General features: G+C 52.3%; 13 protein-coding genes. 10 read left to right on the forward strand and 3 right to left on the reverse strand.

What is annotated here, in order from left to right; genetic code table 11:
• Positions 1 to 124: 124 nt before the first annotated feature.
• From L1D43_RS06585 to L1D43_RS06595, 3 genes are read right to left on the reverse strand one after another with little or no spacing between them, the layout of a single operon-like run.
• The gene (locus tag L1D43_RS06585) at positions 125 to 2749 is read right to left on the reverse strand and encodes an MlaD family protein (protein ID WP_239850403.1); all 2625 of its coding nucleotides are present in this window, start codon (positions 2747 to 2749) and stop codon (positions 125 to 127) included.
• Positions 2736 to 3368, reverse strand: a complete 633-nt coding sequence (locus L1D43_RS06590) for a paraquat-inducible protein A (protein ID WP_239850404.1) — start codon at positions 3366 to 3368, stop codon at positions 2736 to 2738. Before L1D43_RS06590 ends, L1D43_RS06585 begins: the two co-directional genes overlap by 14 nt.
• Entirely contained in the window at positions 3361 to 3987 is a 627-nt protein-coding gene (locus tag L1D43_RS06595) for a paraquat-inducible protein A (protein ID WP_239850405.1), read from the reverse strand. The genes L1D43_RS06590 and L1D43_RS06595 overlap by 8 nt, the downstream gene beginning before the upstream one ends.
• A 509-nt stretch (positions 3988 to 4496) precedes the next feature.
• On the opposite strand from L1D43_RS06595, the gene L1D43_RS06600 reads away from it, so the two are divergent.
• The 10 genes from L1D43_RS06600 (at position 4497) to L1D43_RS06645 (ending at position 18423) form a co-directional block, all read left to right on the forward strand.
• Positions 4497 to 4781, forward strand: coding sequence for a YebG family protein (locus tag L1D43_RS06600; protein ID WP_041511398.1), 285 nt, complete (start codon positions 4497 to 4499; stop codon positions 4779 to 4781).
• A 17-nt stretch (positions 4782 to 4798) separates the two neighbouring features.
• Positions 4799 to 5257 (forward strand): GAF domain-containing protein, encoded by a 459-nt coding sequence (locus L1D43_RS06605; RefSeq protein ID WP_239850406.1) that lies wholly within the window; start codon positions 4799 to 4801, stop codon positions 5255 to 5257.
• A gap of 272 nt (positions 5258 to 5529) precedes the next feature.
• The gene (gene proQ, locus L1D43_RS06610; protein WP_041511396.1) at positions 5530 to 6174 is read left to right on the forward strand and encodes an RNA chaperone ProQ; all 645 of its coding nucleotides are present in this window, start codon (positions 5530 to 5532) and stop codon (positions 6172 to 6174) included.
• Positions 6175 to 6205: 31 nt separating this feature from the next.
• Complete coding sequence (gene prc, locus L1D43_RS06615; protein WP_239850407.1) at positions 6206 to 8251, forward strand: carboxy terminal-processing peptidase; 2046 nt, start codon at positions 6206 to 6208, stop codon at positions 8249 to 8251.
• Between the two features lie 72 nt (positions 8252 to 8323).
• Positions 8324 to 10885 (forward strand): aminopeptidase N, encoded by a 2562-nt coding sequence (gene pepN, locus L1D43_RS06620; protein ID WP_239850408.1) that lies wholly within the window; start codon positions 8324 to 8326, stop codon positions 10883 to 10885.
• Between the two features lie 130 nt (positions 10886 to 11015).
• Complete coding sequence (locus L1D43_RS06625) at positions 11016 to 11231, forward strand: DUF2835 domain-containing protein (RefSeq protein WP_239851069.1); 216 nt, start codon at positions 11016 to 11018, stop codon at positions 11229 to 11231.
• A gap of 325 nt (positions 11232 to 11556) precedes the next feature.
• Complete coding sequence (locus L1D43_RS06630) at positions 11557 to 13605, forward strand: DUF1302 domain-containing protein (protein ID WP_041511393.1); 2049 nt, start codon at positions 11557 to 11559, stop codon at positions 13603 to 13605.
• A gap of 18 nt (positions 13606 to 13623) precedes the next feature.
• Positions 13624 to 14988, forward strand: a complete 1365-nt coding sequence (locus tag L1D43_RS06635; RefSeq protein ID WP_239850409.1) for a DUF1329 domain-containing protein — start codon at positions 13624 to 13626, stop codon at positions 14986 to 14988.
• A gap of 105 nt (positions 14989 to 15093) precedes the next feature.
• Positions 15094 to 16107, forward strand: a complete 1014-nt coding sequence (locus tag L1D43_RS06640) for a hypothetical protein (protein WP_239850410.1) — start codon at positions 15094 to 15096, stop codon at positions 16105 to 16107.
• Positions 16108 to 16119: 12 nt separating this feature from the next.
• Positions 16120 to 18423: an MMPL family transporter gene (locus tag L1D43_RS06645; protein ID WP_239850411.1), complete on the forward strand. Its 2304-nt coding sequence runs from the start codon at positions 16120 to 16122 to the stop codon at positions 18421 to 18423.
• Positions 18424 to 18605: the final 182 nt, after the last annotated feature.

An 18605-nucleotide genomic window follows, 5' to 3' on the forward strand; every position in this document is an offset into this window, starting at 1 on the left:
CCAAATCGGTTTCGGCGCAGCAAAACAGGTCTTAGGGCGCAAGTTGGCAGGTCGTTTTCTTAAAGGGTGGCTATGTAAAGCATAGCCACCAAGTCGACTCCCTGCCTTTCTATACTAGTGAGCCTTAATGCAGACTTTGTTGATTTGGCGCCCATTTTAACCAATCGGGATCCAGTTTGGGCTGCAGGCTAAAGATCTGATGCTGACCGATGCGATTTTGCTCCGTGGTCGCCGATTGGGTTGCCACGCCAATACCACCGGCGATGATGGTCTCAAGGGAGCCGGTTTCGATCTGTGCGCCGGAGAAGAGGCCGAGATCGACCTTGATACCCGACAAATCCCAGAACTGACTGCTCTGATTGATCAGATGACGATACCCGCTGGCCACCTGAGCTGTCATCTCGACTTGGGTGCCAGTGGAGGACAGTCGTACCTGCTTGACTTCGCCTATTTTGATACCGCGGAAGATGATAGGGGTGCCTATCTTGACCGAGCCCAGGTTGTCATCCACCAGAGTGAAGGTGAGTGCATCTTGGGCGAGTAATGCCGGGGACTCGACGCTGCCCATAAAGTCATGCACTATGTTGCCACTCTCACCCGGCAGTACGGACACATAGGGGCCAGTAATTAGGGTCTCGGCGGCCGTGATGCCTGAGAGGGAGATATTGGCGTCGACGATAAAGTATTGGGCATCGTCGGCCAGGAAAGGCGCTGCGTAGTCGCCATAGAGGTAGGCATCGACGCTGACACTGTGCAAGTCTTGGGATAGTTTAACCCTCTCGACTTGCCCTATCTGATGGCCCTGATAGCGGATCGGCGCGTGGGCACTCAGGCGTGTGCTGGCATCGAAAACTATGCTGATGGGCGTTGCCTTAGCGCGGGCCAAGGTCTCTGAGCCATAGAGGTGGCTCTGGTTACCGATATCGTCTTTGTCCAGCAGCCCAAGGGATACGCTGCCCTTTAATGCGCCCTCTAGCGGCGCTACATCCAGCTTGACGCCATTTAGGCTGGCATCGACGCTCAGGGCACCGTTACGCCAGAAGATGGTGCTTGGCTTAACCAGCGAGGCGAACTGCTTGTCGATACCCAGCTCGATGGCAAAGTCTTCGTTGCTGGCACGCCAGTTGACTCCTTGCACCTCACCGATCTGCATCTTCTTATAGTAGATAGGGGAGTGGGCGGCGAGCCCGGCACCATCCGGACTCGCAAGCACTATCTTGAGGCGATTCTGCTTAGCGAGGTAACCCTCGGCCTGCTTGGCATTGGCAAACAGCGGCAGTGCTCTCTCAGGATTGACGGCTTTCTTACTGCGGCCCTGGATCAGGCTGATGGCGCCTTTGGTGAGGGTGGACAGATCCCGGGTATTGACCTTGATGCCGTCCAGGGAGGCGTCGATCGCCAGGGCCGATTCGGCAACGAAGTAGCTACCCTGATGGATCAGCTTGGCAAATTCGGGCCAGATCTGGATGCGGTAGGCCAGGCCGGAAAAGTCAGGTTTAAACTCGACGCCGTCGACCTGACCTATGGGCAGTTGTTTATAGCGCACCTCGGCGCCTGCGCTGATCCCTGGGTTTTCCTCGGCGCTCAGGCTGAGCAACAGTGGCGGCTGTGTGTGCTGCGGTGCCTTAGCCAGCAGTGGGTAGCTGGCCTGATGTTCGCCGCTGCCGGGCATGAAGGCTACCACATTCCCGGTAACCAGTCGGCTGGCATGCTTGATGCCGCTAAGCGATAGATCGGCACCTTCGAGCCAGAATTGACTGTCTGTGCCGAGAAGCTCGGCATATTGAGTGGCGATATTTGCATCGAAGGTCACGCCTGACTCGGTTAGCTGGGTGTGGGTGATCTGGCCTATGGTGATGCCGCGATAGACGATGTCGGCGCCTGTGCTTAGGCTATCTGCGTCATCGGCCGTGAGGCTGAAGCTAATGCCGCCCAGGGCATGCTCTTTATCCTCGAAGATGGTGAAGGTCTGATTGACGTTCGCCTGCTCGCTGCTGCTTTGTGAAGAGAAACTGACGCCACCGGCGAGGATGGCCGAGAGGCTCTCTGTCTTAACCTTGATGCCAGATAGCGAGGCGTCCAGCGCCAGCCCGGAGACATTCCAGAAGCGTGAGTCCTGTTTTACTAGGTGGGCATACTTCTTCTCTATGTAAGCATTGAAGAGGATGCTGTCGTCGTTCACCAGGCGATAGCTGACTATTTTTCCGACCGGGATCTGACGGTAAAACACCTGAGAGCCCACATCCAAAGAGCCGAGGGATGGGCTGGTGAGTTCGATCATCAAACCATCTGAGCCAGGAGCCACCGGCGGGGCCTGATCTTCGGCGGTAAACTCGTTCTTGTAATCGCCTTCGCCTGGCTGGATGGCGATATAGTTACCCGAGAAGAGGGCGTCTAGCCCTTCTACACCCGTGATCGATGCCTTAGGGGTCACCAGCCAGAACTTGGTCTCATCGCGTAGGAAGGGGGTCGAGCGATAATCCATCAGCAGATCCACATAAACGCCCTGGAGTTGATCGTCGATACTGATATCAACCACCTTACCCACGGTTAATCCCTGGTATCTGACCAGCGTCTTACCCACGTCTATCCCTGTGGCGCTGGGGAAATGGATGCGCACTTCGACGCCGGACTCACGAATGCTCTTGATCCCGAGCCAAGCTCCCAGGGCCAAAGCGATCAGAGGAAGTAGCCAGATGGGAGAGAAGAGTTTTTTCTTAACGACTTTTGGTGTTTCAATTTGTGTCATCTTTCGATTCCAATCGGTCCCAGAGTAAACGCGTGTCTAATACTTTTGCGGCCAGCTGTGTTAACAGAATCACCAAGGCGAAGGCGGTGGCCGCAGGCGCCGGCTTGGCATCCCAAATCTGTCCCATGTTAATGAGCGCCGCGGTAATGGAGATCACAAACAGATCCAGCATGGACCAGCGACCTATCCATTCGATGATATGAAAGCCAGCCATGAGTGTTTTTTTCGAGATCGGCAGGCGATAGCTGATCGCCGTCAGGTAAAGCGCCAGGCCAAAAATTTTCAACATAGGCACTAAGATACTGGCGGTAAACAGAATAATGGCAATAGGTAAAAGGTCTAGGTACACCAGGTGGTTAATGCCGCTGAAGATGGTGTCCTGGCGTACCTGCCCCTGACTGGTCATGATGGTGATGGGGTAGAGATTCGCCGGAAACAGCAAGATGGCGGCGGTGATCAGCAGTGCCCAGCTCTTCTGCACACTGGTGCGATCCCGGCTCTGCACCGCCTGTCCGCAGCGTGGACAGCTGCCCTGATCGAGATGGCACAGAAACTTACAGGTAGGGCAGTTGGTCAGCCCCAATGATTCGCCCTGGGGAGGCCTGCTGAGCTTACTCATCCAGTACGCTCCACATATGCTCTATGTCATATTCCCGTTGCATGAAGATCACCATGATAAACAACATGGTGAAACAGAAGGTGCCGATTCCGAAATAGAGATCGGTGTAATCTGAGAGCTGAAATACCGAGACGAATATGCTGATCATGTAGATCTCAAGCATGGAGAGCTGCGCCAATAAACTGTGCTGTTTCAGCAGCTTCTTATAGATATTGCGAAAGAAAGGGATCTTGAGTCGGTATTTTACGATCAGCACCTGGGTGAGTATCGACAAAATAAGCAGGCCAGGGGCGATCACCGCCGCCACCAATACGGCAATGCCCACGATCCAATAGCCCTGAGCGGCCACGGCCATGGCGCCTCCGGCTATGGTGGTGGTGCGAATGCTGCCGAGAAAATGCATCTCGAGCACAGGAAAAAAGTTGGCGGGAAAATAGAGCACCAGCGCAGTGATACACAGGGCTAACATGCCGTTGACGGAGCAGTAGGGGGTATCATAGAGATTGGTATGGCAGCGTGGGCAGAGGGCCCGCACCCCAGTTGGCAAGGCGCGTTTTCTCACGACCAGATCGCAAGCACGGCAAAGAACGATACTCTTATCTAACACCTCTGTTTTCATATCTGTTCTGGGGCGCTTCCTGTCATCTAAGGCTATATCAATAGTGAGAATTTCTTGATATAGACCAGTAATCTATTGCCTATAAGATATTACTATAGTCAATCTATTGAAATACCTAGGGCCTGTTGATCTTTGCTGTTTGTTTTTGCAGCAATTTGTAGGTGGTTTATACAAGGCAGAGCCTGTGTTGTGTAGTATTCTAAACCAACGGGCGATAACGCAGTAGAAATGGCCTACAAAAGCTGCCCAAAGGGTTCATCTAAACGCGCGCTGCACTTTGTTGCTCGCCATTCACATAGAGTAACTATGCTTCATGACTCTCGCCTCGCGCAAAATGCGTTTAGATTGAACAAAAATTAAACTTGAAAGATCAACAGGCCCTAATAAGGTGGCTCCCAAATCCGGAGCTAATAGTTGCGCAGATTCTAACAGATAAAGTTTGAGACTTGCATAAGAAGTTGTATTTATGAGATTCTACAACTGTATATAAAAACAGTGTGAGGGCGAATATGGCAGTTATAACGAAATTTGTCGTAGTCAGAGAAGGGGTGGAGAAGATGACATTCACATCTAAGAAGGAGGCGGATGCCTACGATAAGATGCTCGATATCGCGGATAATCTTCTTCCTTTTATTGAGCAAGTTGATTTAGGCTTAGATGAAAATGCATTAGAACAACTTTGTTTCTACATGGCAGAACATAAAGATCAGCTCATGGGACTCTTGAAAGGCGGCGCAGCAACTAAGGCTGCACCGGCAAAGAAACCCGCCAAGAAAGCTGAAACGAAAACATAAATTGTTAGGAAATTTGTATGAGTACACCTTGTTACACGACGCTTACCCGTCAAGTTGAAGCCCTGTTTAGCGGCGAAGATAACCTCGTCGCGGCGATGGCAAACTTCTCGGCGCTGCTCAACGAGCATCTGGATGATATTAACTGGGTCGGCTTCTATCTGCTGCAAGGTGATCAGCTGGTGCTGGGCCCCTTCCAAGGCAAAGTGGCTTGTACCCGTATTCCGGTGGGGAAGGGAGTATGTGGCACGGCGGCCCAGAGTGATACCACTCAGCGCATCGAAGATGTCCATGCTTTCGACGGCCACATCGCCTGTGATGCCGCCAGTAACTCGGAAATTGTGATCCCACTGCGCCGTGACGGTCAGGTGATCGGCGTACTCGATATTGATAGCCCCTCCTTCTCTCGCTTCGACGAGGCGGATCAATTGGGGCTAGAGTCCTGCGTAAAAAGTCTGGAAAAGGCTTTATTTGCTTAAACTACAACCAATTTTGCACAATTGATGGTCGCTTTCGTCTGGCGCGCCCTTATAATAGGCCGCTTGATGAATTCAAAAACACGCCGTGAGATTTTTCATTAGTTGAAATGAATACATGGCGTTTATTGACTGTAATTGATAAGGTATGTTGGATTGTGTGGTCGCCGCCTAGCGGCATGTAAGCGACCCGATGTCTAACCAATATGAACGACACGCCAGTGCCGACGTTAACCCGGCGAGGTGATAGTCCCTTTTAAACTGTGGAAGTAATGATGGAATCAACAGAAAAGTTGACCGACACCAACGCAATTCTTGCGTATTTATATGAAACATTTCCTTTATGCTTTATCGCTGAAGGTGAAACTAAGCCTCTAAAAATAGGATTGTTTCAAGACTTGGCTGAAAGGTTAGCTGATGATTCTAAAGTCAGTAAAACGCAATTAAGAATCGCCTTACGCCGTTACACCAGTAGCTGGCGTTACCTGAAAGGGGTTAAGGCTGGGGCACAGCGTGTCGATCTCGACGGCAACGAGTGTGGCGAGCTTGAGCAAGAGCATATTGACCATGCACAGGCTACACTGAAGGAGAGTCAAGAGAAGGCTAAGGCAAAGCGTGCTGCGAAAGCGGCGGCAGAAAAGGCTGAGAAGCCTGGTCCTAAGTCTGAGAAGAAAGCCTTCAAGAAGCCACAGCCTAAGCGCAGCAGCAAACCAGCGCCTAAAGCGGCTAAGCCACAGGTTGAAGCCAAGGATTTAACCCCGGCAACACTGACCGAGTTGAAACCAAATCAACGCGTGAGTGTCAAACTAGGTAAATCACCTGTTGCAGGTGTTGTCCTGGACATCAAGAAAGAAGATGTTCAAGTACAGTTAGATTCAGGATTGACGGTAAAAGTCCCGGTAGAGCATATCCTGTTATAACTGTTCATCGTTTAAAAGGAGTAACTTGTTGATGCGAAAACTCACTCTGGCAGCATCCATTGCCAGCATCTTTGTAGGATTCTCGGCATGGGCACTGACGCCCAGTATTCCATCTAGCGAGTTGCCCTCTCTAACGCAAGAGCCGCAACATAAAGTAGCGAGCAAGCGAGTGACGGGTCTGTTCACTCGCGCCCATTATCATAGATTCGATCTGGACGATGCCTTCTCCGAGCAGGTGTTCGAGCGTTACCTTAAGCAGCTCGATTATCGCCGCAATGTCTTGCTTCAGAGTGATATCGACAGTTTCAAGCCTTATGCGACCCAATTTGACGACATGCTGAAAAGCGGTGATCTCACCGCCGCCTACAAGATCTTCGATCTGGTGCAGCAGCGTCGTTATGACCGCTTCGCCTACGCCTTATCTCTGCTCGACAAAGAGATGGACTTCAACGCCCCCGGCGACAGCTATCAGTACGACAGAGACGAAGCCGCCTGGCCAAAAGATGAGGCCGAGCTCAATGAGCTGTGGCGTCAACGCGTCAAGTACGATGCCTTAAACCTTAAGCTGACCGGTAAAAACTGGGATGAGATCGTTAAGGTGCTCGAGAAGCGCTATAACAATGCCATCAAGCGTCTTAGCCAGACCAAGAGTGAAGATGTCTTCCAAGGTGTGATGAACGCCTTCTCTCGCAGCGTCGAGCCGCACACCAGTTACCTGTCGCCACGCAACGCCGAACGTTTCCAGATGGAGATGAACCTGAGCCTCGAAGGCATAGGCGCAGTGTTGCAAATGGATGACGACTACACAGTGATCAAGAGCCTGGTGGCTGGCGGCCCCGCGGCCAACAGCGAAAAGCTGGCACCGGAAGATCGTATCGTGGGTGTCGGCCAGGAAGGTAAAGAGATAGTCGATGTGATCGGCTGGCGACTGGATGACGTGGTCGAGCTGATCAAAGGGCCTAAGGGCAGTAAGGTCATTCTGCAGATCCTGCCTAAGAAGGGCGGCTCTTCTGCCAAGCCAATCGACGTGACCATAGTACGTGACAAGATCCGTTTAGAAGATCGCGCCGCGACCTCAGAGGTGATCGAGCCTGAAACCGGTAATTATGCCGGCCGCAAGGTTGGGGTGATTAAGATCCCAGGTTTCTACATGAACCTGTCTCAAGATGTCACCAAAGAGTTAGTCAAGCTCAAAGAGGCCAAGGTTGAAGGTGTTGTTATTGACCTGCGCGGTAATGGCGGCGGTGCATTAACCGAGGCGACGCTGTTAACAGGCCTGTTTATCGAGCAAGGCCCTGTGGTGCAGATCCGTGATGCTAACGGTAAGGTGTCGCAAAATCGCGACAACGACGGCCGTGTGACCTATTCAGGACCGCTCACCGTGATGGTAGACCGTTACAGCGCCTCGGCGTCAGAGATCTTCGCCGCCGCGTTACAAGACTATGATCGCGCGCTTATCGTGGGTGAGTCGACCTTTGGTAAGGGCACAGTGCAGCAGCATAAGAGCCTGGGCCGTATCTATGATATGTATGACAAGCCTATCGGCCATGTGCAGTACACCATCGCCAAGTTCTACCGTATCAACGGCGGTAGCACTCAGCTCAAAGGTGTGACACCGGATATTCCGTTCCCGAGTGCACTCGAGCCGGGCGAATACGGTGAAGCCGAGGAAGCCAACGCCTTGCCTTGGGATAAGGTGCCTGTGGCCCAATACGGTACGCTTGGGGATATTACCCCTGAGCTAGTGACCAACCTCGATTCGCGTCACCAGCAACGTATCAAGAAAGATGTTGAATTTGGCTATATCGATCAAGATATTGCCGAGTTTAAGAAGAGCCACAAAGAAACCAGCGTCTCTCTGGTAGAGAAAGAGCGTGTGGCCGAGCGCGAAGCGAATGATGAGAAGCAACTTGTTCGCCTCAACGAGCGCCGTGCGGTGGCAGGCCTAGAGGCACTTAAGTCTCTGGATGACGCCGAAGAAGATGTGAAGGCGCCGGACGCATTTCTCGACGAGACAGTCTATATCACTCTGGATTTAGTGGATATGGAAAGAGTGGCTAAAAACCAGGCGAAATAATATTGAGCCAAATTTTTTAAAAACGCGCTATTGGCGCGTTTTTTTATAATCTTTTCAGATGAGGGAATCTAAATGGCACAGGTTAAGGCCAAATATTTAAAAGACTATCGCGCACCGGATTTCACAATTTCTCATGTGGAGCTCTCTTTCGTGCTCGATGGTGCCAATACTCAGGTCACCGCGGTGAGTCAGGTGAAGCGTTTAAACGACGCCGCCCAGACGTTGGAGCTTGATGGTGAAGGGCTGAGCGTGAGCCAGCTACTGCTTAATGGTAAGACTCATGATTATCGCGTCACCGATGGCCAGTTAAGCATAGAAACCGACTTAGCTGACTTCGAACTGACCATAGTGACTAAGCTGGATCCCCAGGCTAACCTGGCGCTAGAAGGCCTATACATGTCAGATGGCGCCTATTGTACTCAGTGTGAGGCAGAGGGTTTCAGACGCATCACCTATTTCCTGGATCGCCCCGATGTACTGGCGGTCTACAAGGTGCGTATCGAAGCCGACAAGGCGGCGTTTCCTTACCTCTTGAGTAACGGTAACCGCGTCGACACTGGCGATCTTGAAGGCGGGCGTCACTTTGTTTGCTGGGAAGATCCTTTCCCGAAACCGGCATACCTGTTTGCCCTGGTAGCAGGGGACTTCGATCTGCTGGACGATAGCTTTACCACCAAGAGTGGCCGCGAGGTTGCGCTGCAGGTCTTTGTCGACAAGGGCAATCTGCACAAGGCACACCACGCCATGGCATCGCTGAAGAAGTCGATGGCCTGGGACGAGAGCCGCTTCGATCTCGAATACGATCTGGATATCTACATGATAGTCGCGGTGGATTTCTTCAACATGGGCGCCATGGAGAATAAGGGCCTCAACGTGTTCAACACTAAATATGTGTTGGCGGACAAAGACTCGGCGACGGATGAGGATTACCACGGCATCGAGTCGGTAGTGGGGCACGAGTATTTCCATAACTGGACGGGCAACCGTGTCACCTGCCGTGACTGGTTCCAGTTGAGCCTCAAAGAGGGCCTGACAGTGTTTCGCGATCAGGAGTTTAGCTCAGATGTGGGCTCAAGGGCGGTCAACCGTATCCATGCCATTAAGGTTATAAAGAACCAGCAGTTTGCCGAAGATAGCGGCCCTATGGCCCATGCGATTCGTCCCGAGTCTGTGATTGAGATGAATAACTTCTATACCGTCACTGTGTATAACAAGGGCGCAGAAGTGATCCGCATGATGCACACCCTCTTGGGTGAGCAGGGCTTCTTGGCCGGAATGAAGTGTTACTTCGAGCGCCACGATGGTCAGGCGGTCACCTGTGATGATTTCGTCGAGGCGATGGAAGATGCCAGCGGCGTGGATCTGACTCAGTTCAGACGCTGGTATAGTCAATCTGGTACCCCAGAACTCACGGTTGAGGAGCGCTATGACGTCGAAAAACAGGAATATCGCCTGAGTCTGCGTCAACATACGCCACCGACGCCGGAGCAGAGTGAGAAGTTGCCGCTGCACATTCCGCTCGATCTTGAGCTTATCGGCAGCGATGGCCGCTCGCTCCTTAGCCAGGTCTTTAGCATCACAGAGGCCGAGCAAGAGCTGGTGTTTAGTGACATGAGCGAGCAACCTGTGCCTTCGCTGCTGCAAAACTTCTCGGCGCCGGTGAGGCTCAACTTCGACTATAGCGTGGATCAGCTGATCCATCTGATGCGTTACGCCAGCAGCGAGGTGGCTAAATGGGAGGCCTCGGCGGCACTCTTTAGTCAGGCGGTTTGGCAGAATGTGGCGCACCTTAAGGCGCAAAGGGCGATGTACGTCGACCCTCGTTTGGTCGATGGCGTCAAAGGTTTGCTGCTAGACGAGCAATTGGATCAGGCGCTGCTCGCCGAGGTGCTTAAGTTCCCAAGCCTGAATACCCTGGTAGAGCAGGTGAGCCGAGTGGATCTCGACGCCCTGGCATCGGCCCGCGAATTTATGCTGGAGGAGATCGCCTCTGGTTGTGAAGATGAGTTGCTGGCTCGTTATCGTGAGCTCTTATCTTTTGACAGCGCCGGAGCAAGGGCCCTTAAGAATGCTTGTCTGGGACTATTGCTACAGACCTCGGATGCGCATCAGAGCCTGGCTCAGCGCCAATATGAGCAGGCAGCTAACATGACAGATAGCTTGGGCGCGCTGGCTGCGCTTAACCTTGAGCAGTCTGAGTTACGTACCAGCCTGCTGCAAGATTTTCAGCAAAAATGGGCCGACACCCCCTTGGTAATGGATAAATGGCTGACCCTGGAGGCGTGCTGCCCGGGTGAAGATCGCTGTGATGCACTGCGTGAGCTGACCCAGCACAGCGCCTTTAGCTTCGCCAACCCCAACCGGGTACGCTCCTTGATAGGCGCCTTTGCGGCGGCCAATCCTGAGGTGTTCCATCGCATCGACGGCAGCGGCTATCGTTTCCTGACCGAGGCGATCATCAAGCTCAATACCCTGAACCCTCAGGTAGCGGCACGTATCATTACACCACTTATTCAGTTTAAGAAGTTTGATGAGCAGCGCCAGAAGCTAATGCGAGCAGCCCTGGAAGAGATTTTGGCCTTACCGAATCTGTCGAAAGACCTCTATGAGAAGGTGTCTAAGGCCCTAGCTTAGCGCTCTTAGCCTAAGACCTTAGATTACGGTGCTAGATAAGCGCCTAGCCTATGCGCTAGCGATTGGCCTAAGATAGAGTGGGCGGGGTGCTTGGCATCTCGCCCCTTTTACTGTTAGATGATAGATTATGATGATATTTACCTTTCCCATGCAGGTGAGTTACCAGGAGTTTCTCATTTATTATCAAGGCAGTATTGATAAGATTGAGGTGAAAGACAGTTCTGGTAAGACACTGTGGATCCACGCCCGTCACTTCAGACCCTTTCTGACTACTTCCGGTATCAGGGGTTACTTTCGTCTACAACTCGATGATGAGGGTAAACTGGTTTCCCTCACCCAGCTTTAAGTTTTTTAGAGTATATACTTCAAACGAGTGATTTCGTTTCATCTCTGCCTCAGTTCACTAGGATACAAGTTTAATTACCTGTTTATGCTTGCTTTTTCAACGGACGTTTTTCATCTGGTACGACTTGTTATAAAGGATTTAAATCGTGTGTTTGAATTTACGTAAGCCCTTTAGCTTAAGTGTACAAATATCAAGGTAATTTTCTGTTTTTTCGCCTTGCTCATCACCCCTAAATGCTGTAACAATGGTGTTACCTGTACGCTAACAAGATGTTGGCCACCATTCCTATAACAAAGAATCCAGCAGGTTACGGAGAAGAGCTAAAATGAAAAACGTTAAAAATGGCTTTAACAAGTCAGCGCTAGCTTTGGGGATCGTCGCAGCGTTGAGTATTGGAGCGACATCAGGCGTGCAAGCCGTGTCGTTCGATTGGGGAGAAGTGCAAGGCTCGTTCGATTCAACATTTAGTGCCGGTGCAAGCTGGCGTGTTGAGGAGCGAGACTGGGATAATCAGATTGGTAAGGTGAATCACCCGCGCTTCGACTGGTCAAATTATTCTGCATTCGGTAACACTAAATATACCTCGGCCGAGATTTGGGCTCAGCCGGGTTCTTACTCGAGCAATGGTGACTTGAGTAACATGCTCTATTCTCAGGGTGACGTAACCTCAATGGTGTTCAAGGGATTGCATGAACTGTCGCTTAAGTATGAAAATTTCGGTCTGTTTGCCCGTGGCATGTACTTCTACGATCAGAAGGCCAACAACGGCAGCTATGGCTACAGCGACCCGATAACCGGCAAGGAGTATGACCCTTGTGCCGACTCGGAAGCCTCTAAGGTGCAGTGTAAAGATGTGCGCCTGTTAGATGCCTTTATCTATGGCGATTTCGATTTCAACGACGGTGCTAACCCACTGAGCGTTCGTATCGGTAACCAGGTAGTGTCATGGGGCGAAAGCACACTAATTCCGCACGGTATCGGGGTGATCAACCCGGTCGATCTTAACATCCTTAATGCGCCGGGCGCCGAGCTTAAAGAAGCCTTTAGGCCACAAGGCATGATTTGGGCGTCACTCGGTGTAACAGAGTCTCTTTCTGTCGAAGCCTTCTATCAATATGATTGGGAGCCAGTTTGGGTGCCCACCCCAGGCTCATACTTCTCGACTAACGATTTTGCCGGTTACGGCGGCTACTCGCAAAATGCCCAGCTTGGCTTTAATGCCAACCCTGACATCAACCTAGAGTTCCTGATAGACGAGTATCAGAAGCTGGCGGCCATGGTGGCATCGGGTCAGTATGATGCGGCGACACTGGGTTCATTGGCGTTAGCCTACCCGACTAAGGTGACCCTGATGCAAGATCAGGCGAGCGCCAGCGATTCGGGTCAGTACGGTATCAAGCTGGGTTATTACGCACCTGAGCTGGGCGAGACTGAGTTTGGCTTCTACTACATGAACTATCATAGCCGTCGTCCGTTGATCAGCGGCACAGCGGCGAACTTTACCCAGGAAGCGATAGGTCAAGACTTAGCGACCCTGGCAGCCCTTGGGGCTACCGGCGGCACTGTGGATCGTCAAACCTTGCTGGGGCTGGAAACCTTCTCAAAGGCGCAGATCGAATACCCAGAAGATATCAAGCTATACGGCTTTAGCTTCAATACCCTGATTGGCGATACCTCTGTTGCCGGTGAAATTGCCCATCGCCAGGATGAGCCGCTGCAGATTGATGATGTTGAACTCCTGTTTGCCGCTATGCCACAGCAGCTGGCAAATGCCGGGCTTCGTCCAGATCTAGACGGTATCTCACAGGTTAAGGGTATCGGCTCAGGCGAAGCCGCAGAAGGCTATATCCGCCGCGATACCACTCAGGCACAGGTAACCTTTACCCATCTGTTCGGTCCGACACTGGGCATGGATAATCTGGTGATGCTGGCCGAGGTAGGTGGCGTTTGGATCCATGACATGCCAGGCTTCGATGAGCTGCGTCTCAATGGTCCTGGCACGGCGCGTTCGGGCGGTAACCCAGATATGCCTGGTATCATCGAGGCGGTACATAACGGCCCTGAAACGAATCCTTTCCCAACGGATTTTGCCTGGGGTTATCGTTTAGTCGCCAAGGCCGATTACAACAACCTGTTTGCCGGTGTAAACATGTCGCCGCGCATCATCTTCTCCCATGATGTTGACGGGATCACCCCAGATCCTATGTTCCTGTTCACCGAAGGTAAGAAGTCCGTCGCTATTGGCGTGAACTTCGATTATCAGAGTCGTTGGGGCGCAGATTTCTCATACAACTCCTTCTTCGGTGGTGTCGGCACGACGAATCTGATGTCAGATCGCGATTATGTGTCGTTTAACATCAAGTATTCAATCTAATTCACAAGGACAATAAGAATGAAAAAACTAACACTATTGTCGGCTGCTGTGATTGTCGCATTGACCGCACCAACAGCCTTTGCGAAAGTTTCAGAGGCGCAGGCGGCCAAGCTTGGCACCGAACTCACGCCACTTGGCGGTGAAAAGGAGGGCAACGCCGATGGTTCTATTCCGGCTTGGGATGGTGGTATCACTAAACCTGTCGCCGGCTACGAGAAGGGAATGCATCATCCCGATCCTTTCCCGAACGACAAGATTGAATTTACCATTACCAATGCTAACAAGGCGCAGTACAAAGACTACCTGACCCCAGGTCAGATGAAGTTGTTCGAACTGTACCCTGATACCTACAAGATGAATGTCTACCAGACACGTCGTACCGCTTCCGTGCCTCAGTTTGTCTACGACGCAACCAAGGCCAATGCCACACGTGCCGAGCTAGTGGCAGACGGCAACGGGATCTCTGGTGCCTCAATTGGCGTGCCTTTCCCGGTGCCACAAAATGGGCTTGAAGCCATCTGGAACCATGTGCTGCGTTTCCGTGGCGTAGACGTGGAGACGGCCCGTAGTCAGGCGGCACCAACGGCATCTGGTGGTTACACCCTGGTGGAAACCGCCGAAGAGATCCGCTTTCAATATTCGCGTCCTGAGATGACGTTGGATAAGTTAAAAGAGTCTAATACCCTGTTCTACTTTAAGCAGGTGGTGACTCAGCCGGCACGTCTGGCGGGTACTGCCCTACTGGTTAAAGAAACCATGGATCAGGAAGCACTGCCACGTCAGGCCTGGACTTATAACACAGGACAGCGCCGCGTTCGTAAGGCGCCAAACGTTGCCTTCGATACGCCGGGCACCGTATCTGATGGTCTGCGCACCACAGATGATTTCGATATGTTTAACGGCTCACCCGTTCGATACAACTGGGAGCTTGTGGGTAAGAAGGAGATCTACATTCCTTACAACGACTACAAGTTGCACTCAGACAAGCTGAAATATGAGCAGATCCTCAAGCCAGGTCATATCAACCCAGATTATGTGCGCTGGGAGAAGCACCGTGTATGGGAAGTTAAGGCACAGCTTAAGGATGGTATGCGTCACATCTACAAGACCCGCGTCTTCTATCTCGATGAGGACTCTTGGCAGGTGGCTATGGCAGACATGTATGACAACCGTGATGAGCTTTATCGCGTAGCCGTGGCACACGCCATCAACTACTACGAAGTGCCGACTCACTGGACCACACTTGAAGTGATCCACGATCTGCAGTCTCGTCGTTACCTGGCCATGGGTCTGGATAACGAGGGTCGTATGTATAACTTCGATGCCAAGCTGAGCGAAGCGAACTTTACGCCAGCGGCATTGAGACGTGCTGGCATCCGTTAAGCACTCGTTCGTTAAGGACTTTTTTAAGCACTTATTTTTAAGTACTTTTTAAGAACTTAGGGGAGAGGGGCCTGTTGGCCCCTCATTTTACGAAAGGAAGTTTGTATGTGGTTTAGCATGCTTCGGCTTGTCGCTTTATCTTCTCTGTGTTTTGTCACCCTAGCCGGGGCCCAAGCGGCAACCGAGGTGGCATCTTCCGATATTCAGCCGCTGGCGACACAATCCTTGGTATTGGATATTGCCAAGCAGGGAGAAACTATGATAGCCGTGGGCGATCGTGGTCATCTATTTCGTTTTACCGACAGCTGGCAGCAGGTGATCTCACCGAGTCGCGCCTTGCTGACCAAGGCGACGCTGCTGACGCCAGAACTGGGGTGGGCTGTGGGTCACGATGCCACCATCTTACATACCCAGGACGGGGGCAAGAGCTGGGTGGCGCAGATGCGTTCCCCCGAGATTGAAAAGCCTTTCCTGGATGTGCTCTTCTTCGACGCCAACCATGGCATAGCGATTGGCGCCTATGGACTCTTCTATCGCACCCAGGATGGCGGTAAACAGTGGCAGCAGGAGTTTCATACCGAGCTCTTATACGAAGAGGATCAGGCCTATCTCGATGAACTCAAGGCGGAAGATGAAAGCCTGTATCTAAAAGAGCGCAGTACATTATTACCCCACTTTAATCGTGTGGTGCGTCTAGCCGATGACCGCCTGTTGATGGTGGGTGAACTTGGTCTGGCGGCCGAGTCACAAGACAATGGCCTTAGCTGGCAGCGTATCGAGTTTCCCTATGAGGGCTCGCTGTTTAATATCTTAGTGGCCAAGCAGGGGATCTATGTGCTTGGCCTGCGTGGACATCTTTTTAAGAGCGCCGGCGACCTAGAGCAGTGGCAGGCGATCGAGCTGCCTTCCAAGTCGACGCTGAATGGTGGAATTGTGCTGAGTGACGATAAGGTCAGGCTGGTCGGCAATGGCGGCGTGGTGATCGACGTAACCGCCGATGATGGCGTGACTAAGGTGACCCAGCGTCAGGGGGAAAACCTGGTGGCTATCGGCCAGGATAAGTCAGGTACACTCTGGATTGCCGGTACCAAAGGCTTAGTTGCATTACAACAAAAATAATAAGGCCATGGCATGTTAGATAAATTAGTTAATGGATTAGAATCCTTCCTGTTTCGGCAACGGGCCTATGTGATATTCGCCTTCTTGCTGGCAACCCTGTTTCTCGGCTTTCAGGCCAGCCATCTGAAGATGGATGCGGCGTTCGTTAAGAATATCCCGCTTAATCATAGCTATATGCAGACTTATCTGAAGCATCAGAAGCAGTTTGGCGGCGCAAATAGCATCATGGTGGCGGTGGAAGATACCAGTGGCAACATCTTTAACCCAAACTTTTTCGATACCTTAAAGCAGGTACACGACCAGCTGTTCTTCATTCCTGGTGTCGATCGTGCCCAGGTTAAATCACTCTATTCGCCATCGACCCGATTTACCGAGGTGGTAGAAGATGGTTTCGCAGGCGGCCCGGTGATCCCGGCTGACTTCTCTACCACGCCTGCCGGGCTTGAGGTGGTGCGCAGTAATATCGAGAAGGCGGGTATCGTCGGGCGTCTTATCGCCGAAAATTACTCGGCGGCCATGGTGACAGCTCAGCTGATGGATTTCGATCCGCAAACCGGTGAGCCACTCGATACCCTGGCCTTTGCCAGTCAGCTCGAGAAGGAGCTGCGGGGCCAATATGAAAATGACAAGATAAAGGTTCATATCATTGGCTTTGCCAAGATGGCCGGTGACGTCGCCGAAGGGGCCAAGGGGGTCGTGCTCTTCTTTGCCATCGCCATCTTAGTGACCGCAGTGATGGTGTATCTCTTCTCCCACTCGATCAAGCTGACCCTGCTGCCGCTGGTGTGTAGTTTGGTGGCCGTGGTCTGGCAGCTGGGCTTGCTGACTGTGGTCGGCTTCGGTCTGGATCCCATGTCGATTCTCATCCCCTTCCTGGTGTTTGCCATCGGGGTGAGTCACGGGGTGCAGATGATCAACGCCGTCAGACGCCGCGTGGGTGAGGGGGAAACGACTAAGGCGGCCGCCGCGCTCGCCTTCCGTAGCCTTCTGATCCCTGGTGGGGTCGCGCTGCTCTCAGATACCGTGGGCTTCATGACGCTGCTGGCTATTGACATCGGCATCATCCGCGAGCTGGCGATCTCGGCCTCTCTGGGGGTGGCGGTGATCATCCTGACCAACCTGGTGCTGTTGCCGCTGCTGATCTCCTTTACCGAGGTTAAGGCGCTGCCAACGAAGTCGAACGGCAAGGTGGATGCGCTTTGGCGTAAGCTGTCCAATTTCGCGACACCTAAGTATGCGATGGTCGTGTTGATTGCCACCGTCGCCCTCTACGGCCTGGGGCTACAGCAGGCAAGCAAGATGAAGATTGGCGATCTGCAGGGTGGTGCGCCGGCACTGCATTTCGACAGCCGCTACAACCAGGACACCTTCTATATTACCGATCACTTCTCTATTACGACGGACGTGATGACGGTGATCGTCGAGGCCTTTCCCGAGGCCTGTACCTACCATGATGTGCTGACGCAAATCGATGAGTTCGAATGGCAGGTGGCTAATACCCCCGGTGTCGAGTCGACCGCCAGCCTGGCGTCTATCGCCAAGCGGGTTAACGCAGGTTTCAACGAGGGTAACCCTAAGTGGCAGGTGCTGCCACGCACCACCGCAAGTCTGGTGCAGGCGGTAGGGCAGATCCCGACCACCTCGGGTTTGCTAGACGGTAACTGCTCTGTAATGCCTGTCTATCTGTTCCTTAAAGATCATAAGGCGGAGACCATTGAGCTGGTGATCGATAAGGTCAAGACGCTGTCTGCCAAGATGGATAACGACAAGCTCAAGTTTAAGCTGGCTTCTGGCCCGGTTGGGGTAATGGCCGCGACCAACGAGGCGGTGGCCGAGGCACAGCTGCCTATGATGCTCTATGTCTATGGCGCCGTGTTTGTCCTCTGTCTCATCAGTTTCAGATCGATTCGCGCGACAGTGGCGGTGATCCTACCGCTCTATGTGGTATCGACCCTGGCACAGGCGCTGATGACACAGCTCGATATCGGTCTGGCGGTGAGCACGCTGCCGGTGATCGCCTTGGGTGTCGGTATCGGCGTCGACTATGGTATCTATATCCTCTCGACCATGGCGGTTAAGCTCAGAGACGGCATGCCGGTGCAGACAGCCTATCATCAGGCACTGATTGAGCGGGGCAGTGCGGTGATCTTCACCGGCCTGACACTGGCGATTGGCGTTAGTACCTGGTTCTTCTCGGCCCTTAAGTTCCAAATGGACATGGGCATACTGTTAACTTTCATGTTTTTGGTGAATATGTTGGGGGCAATAATTATTTTGCCTGCGATAGGCGCTATTTTCTGGCGTAAGCCGCGATAGCAGACTGAAAGAGAGAGCATTGGCTCTCTCTTTTTTTGCATAGTTACGCTCACTTTACGATTGTTTTTTCATCATGCACTCCGATATGGCCGCAAAACCCCGGGGGATGAGGATCTACCACTAAAATAGTTCTCGAAAATTGGCACATTTAGTAATAAACTTCGCGCTATGACTTAGGTCAC

The sequence above is a fragment of the Shewanella sp. Isolate8 genome (genome assembly GCF_022398495.1).
Lineage (GTDB): Bacteria > Pseudomonadota > Gammaproteobacteria > Enterobacterales > Shewanellaceae > Shewanella > Shewanella aquimarina.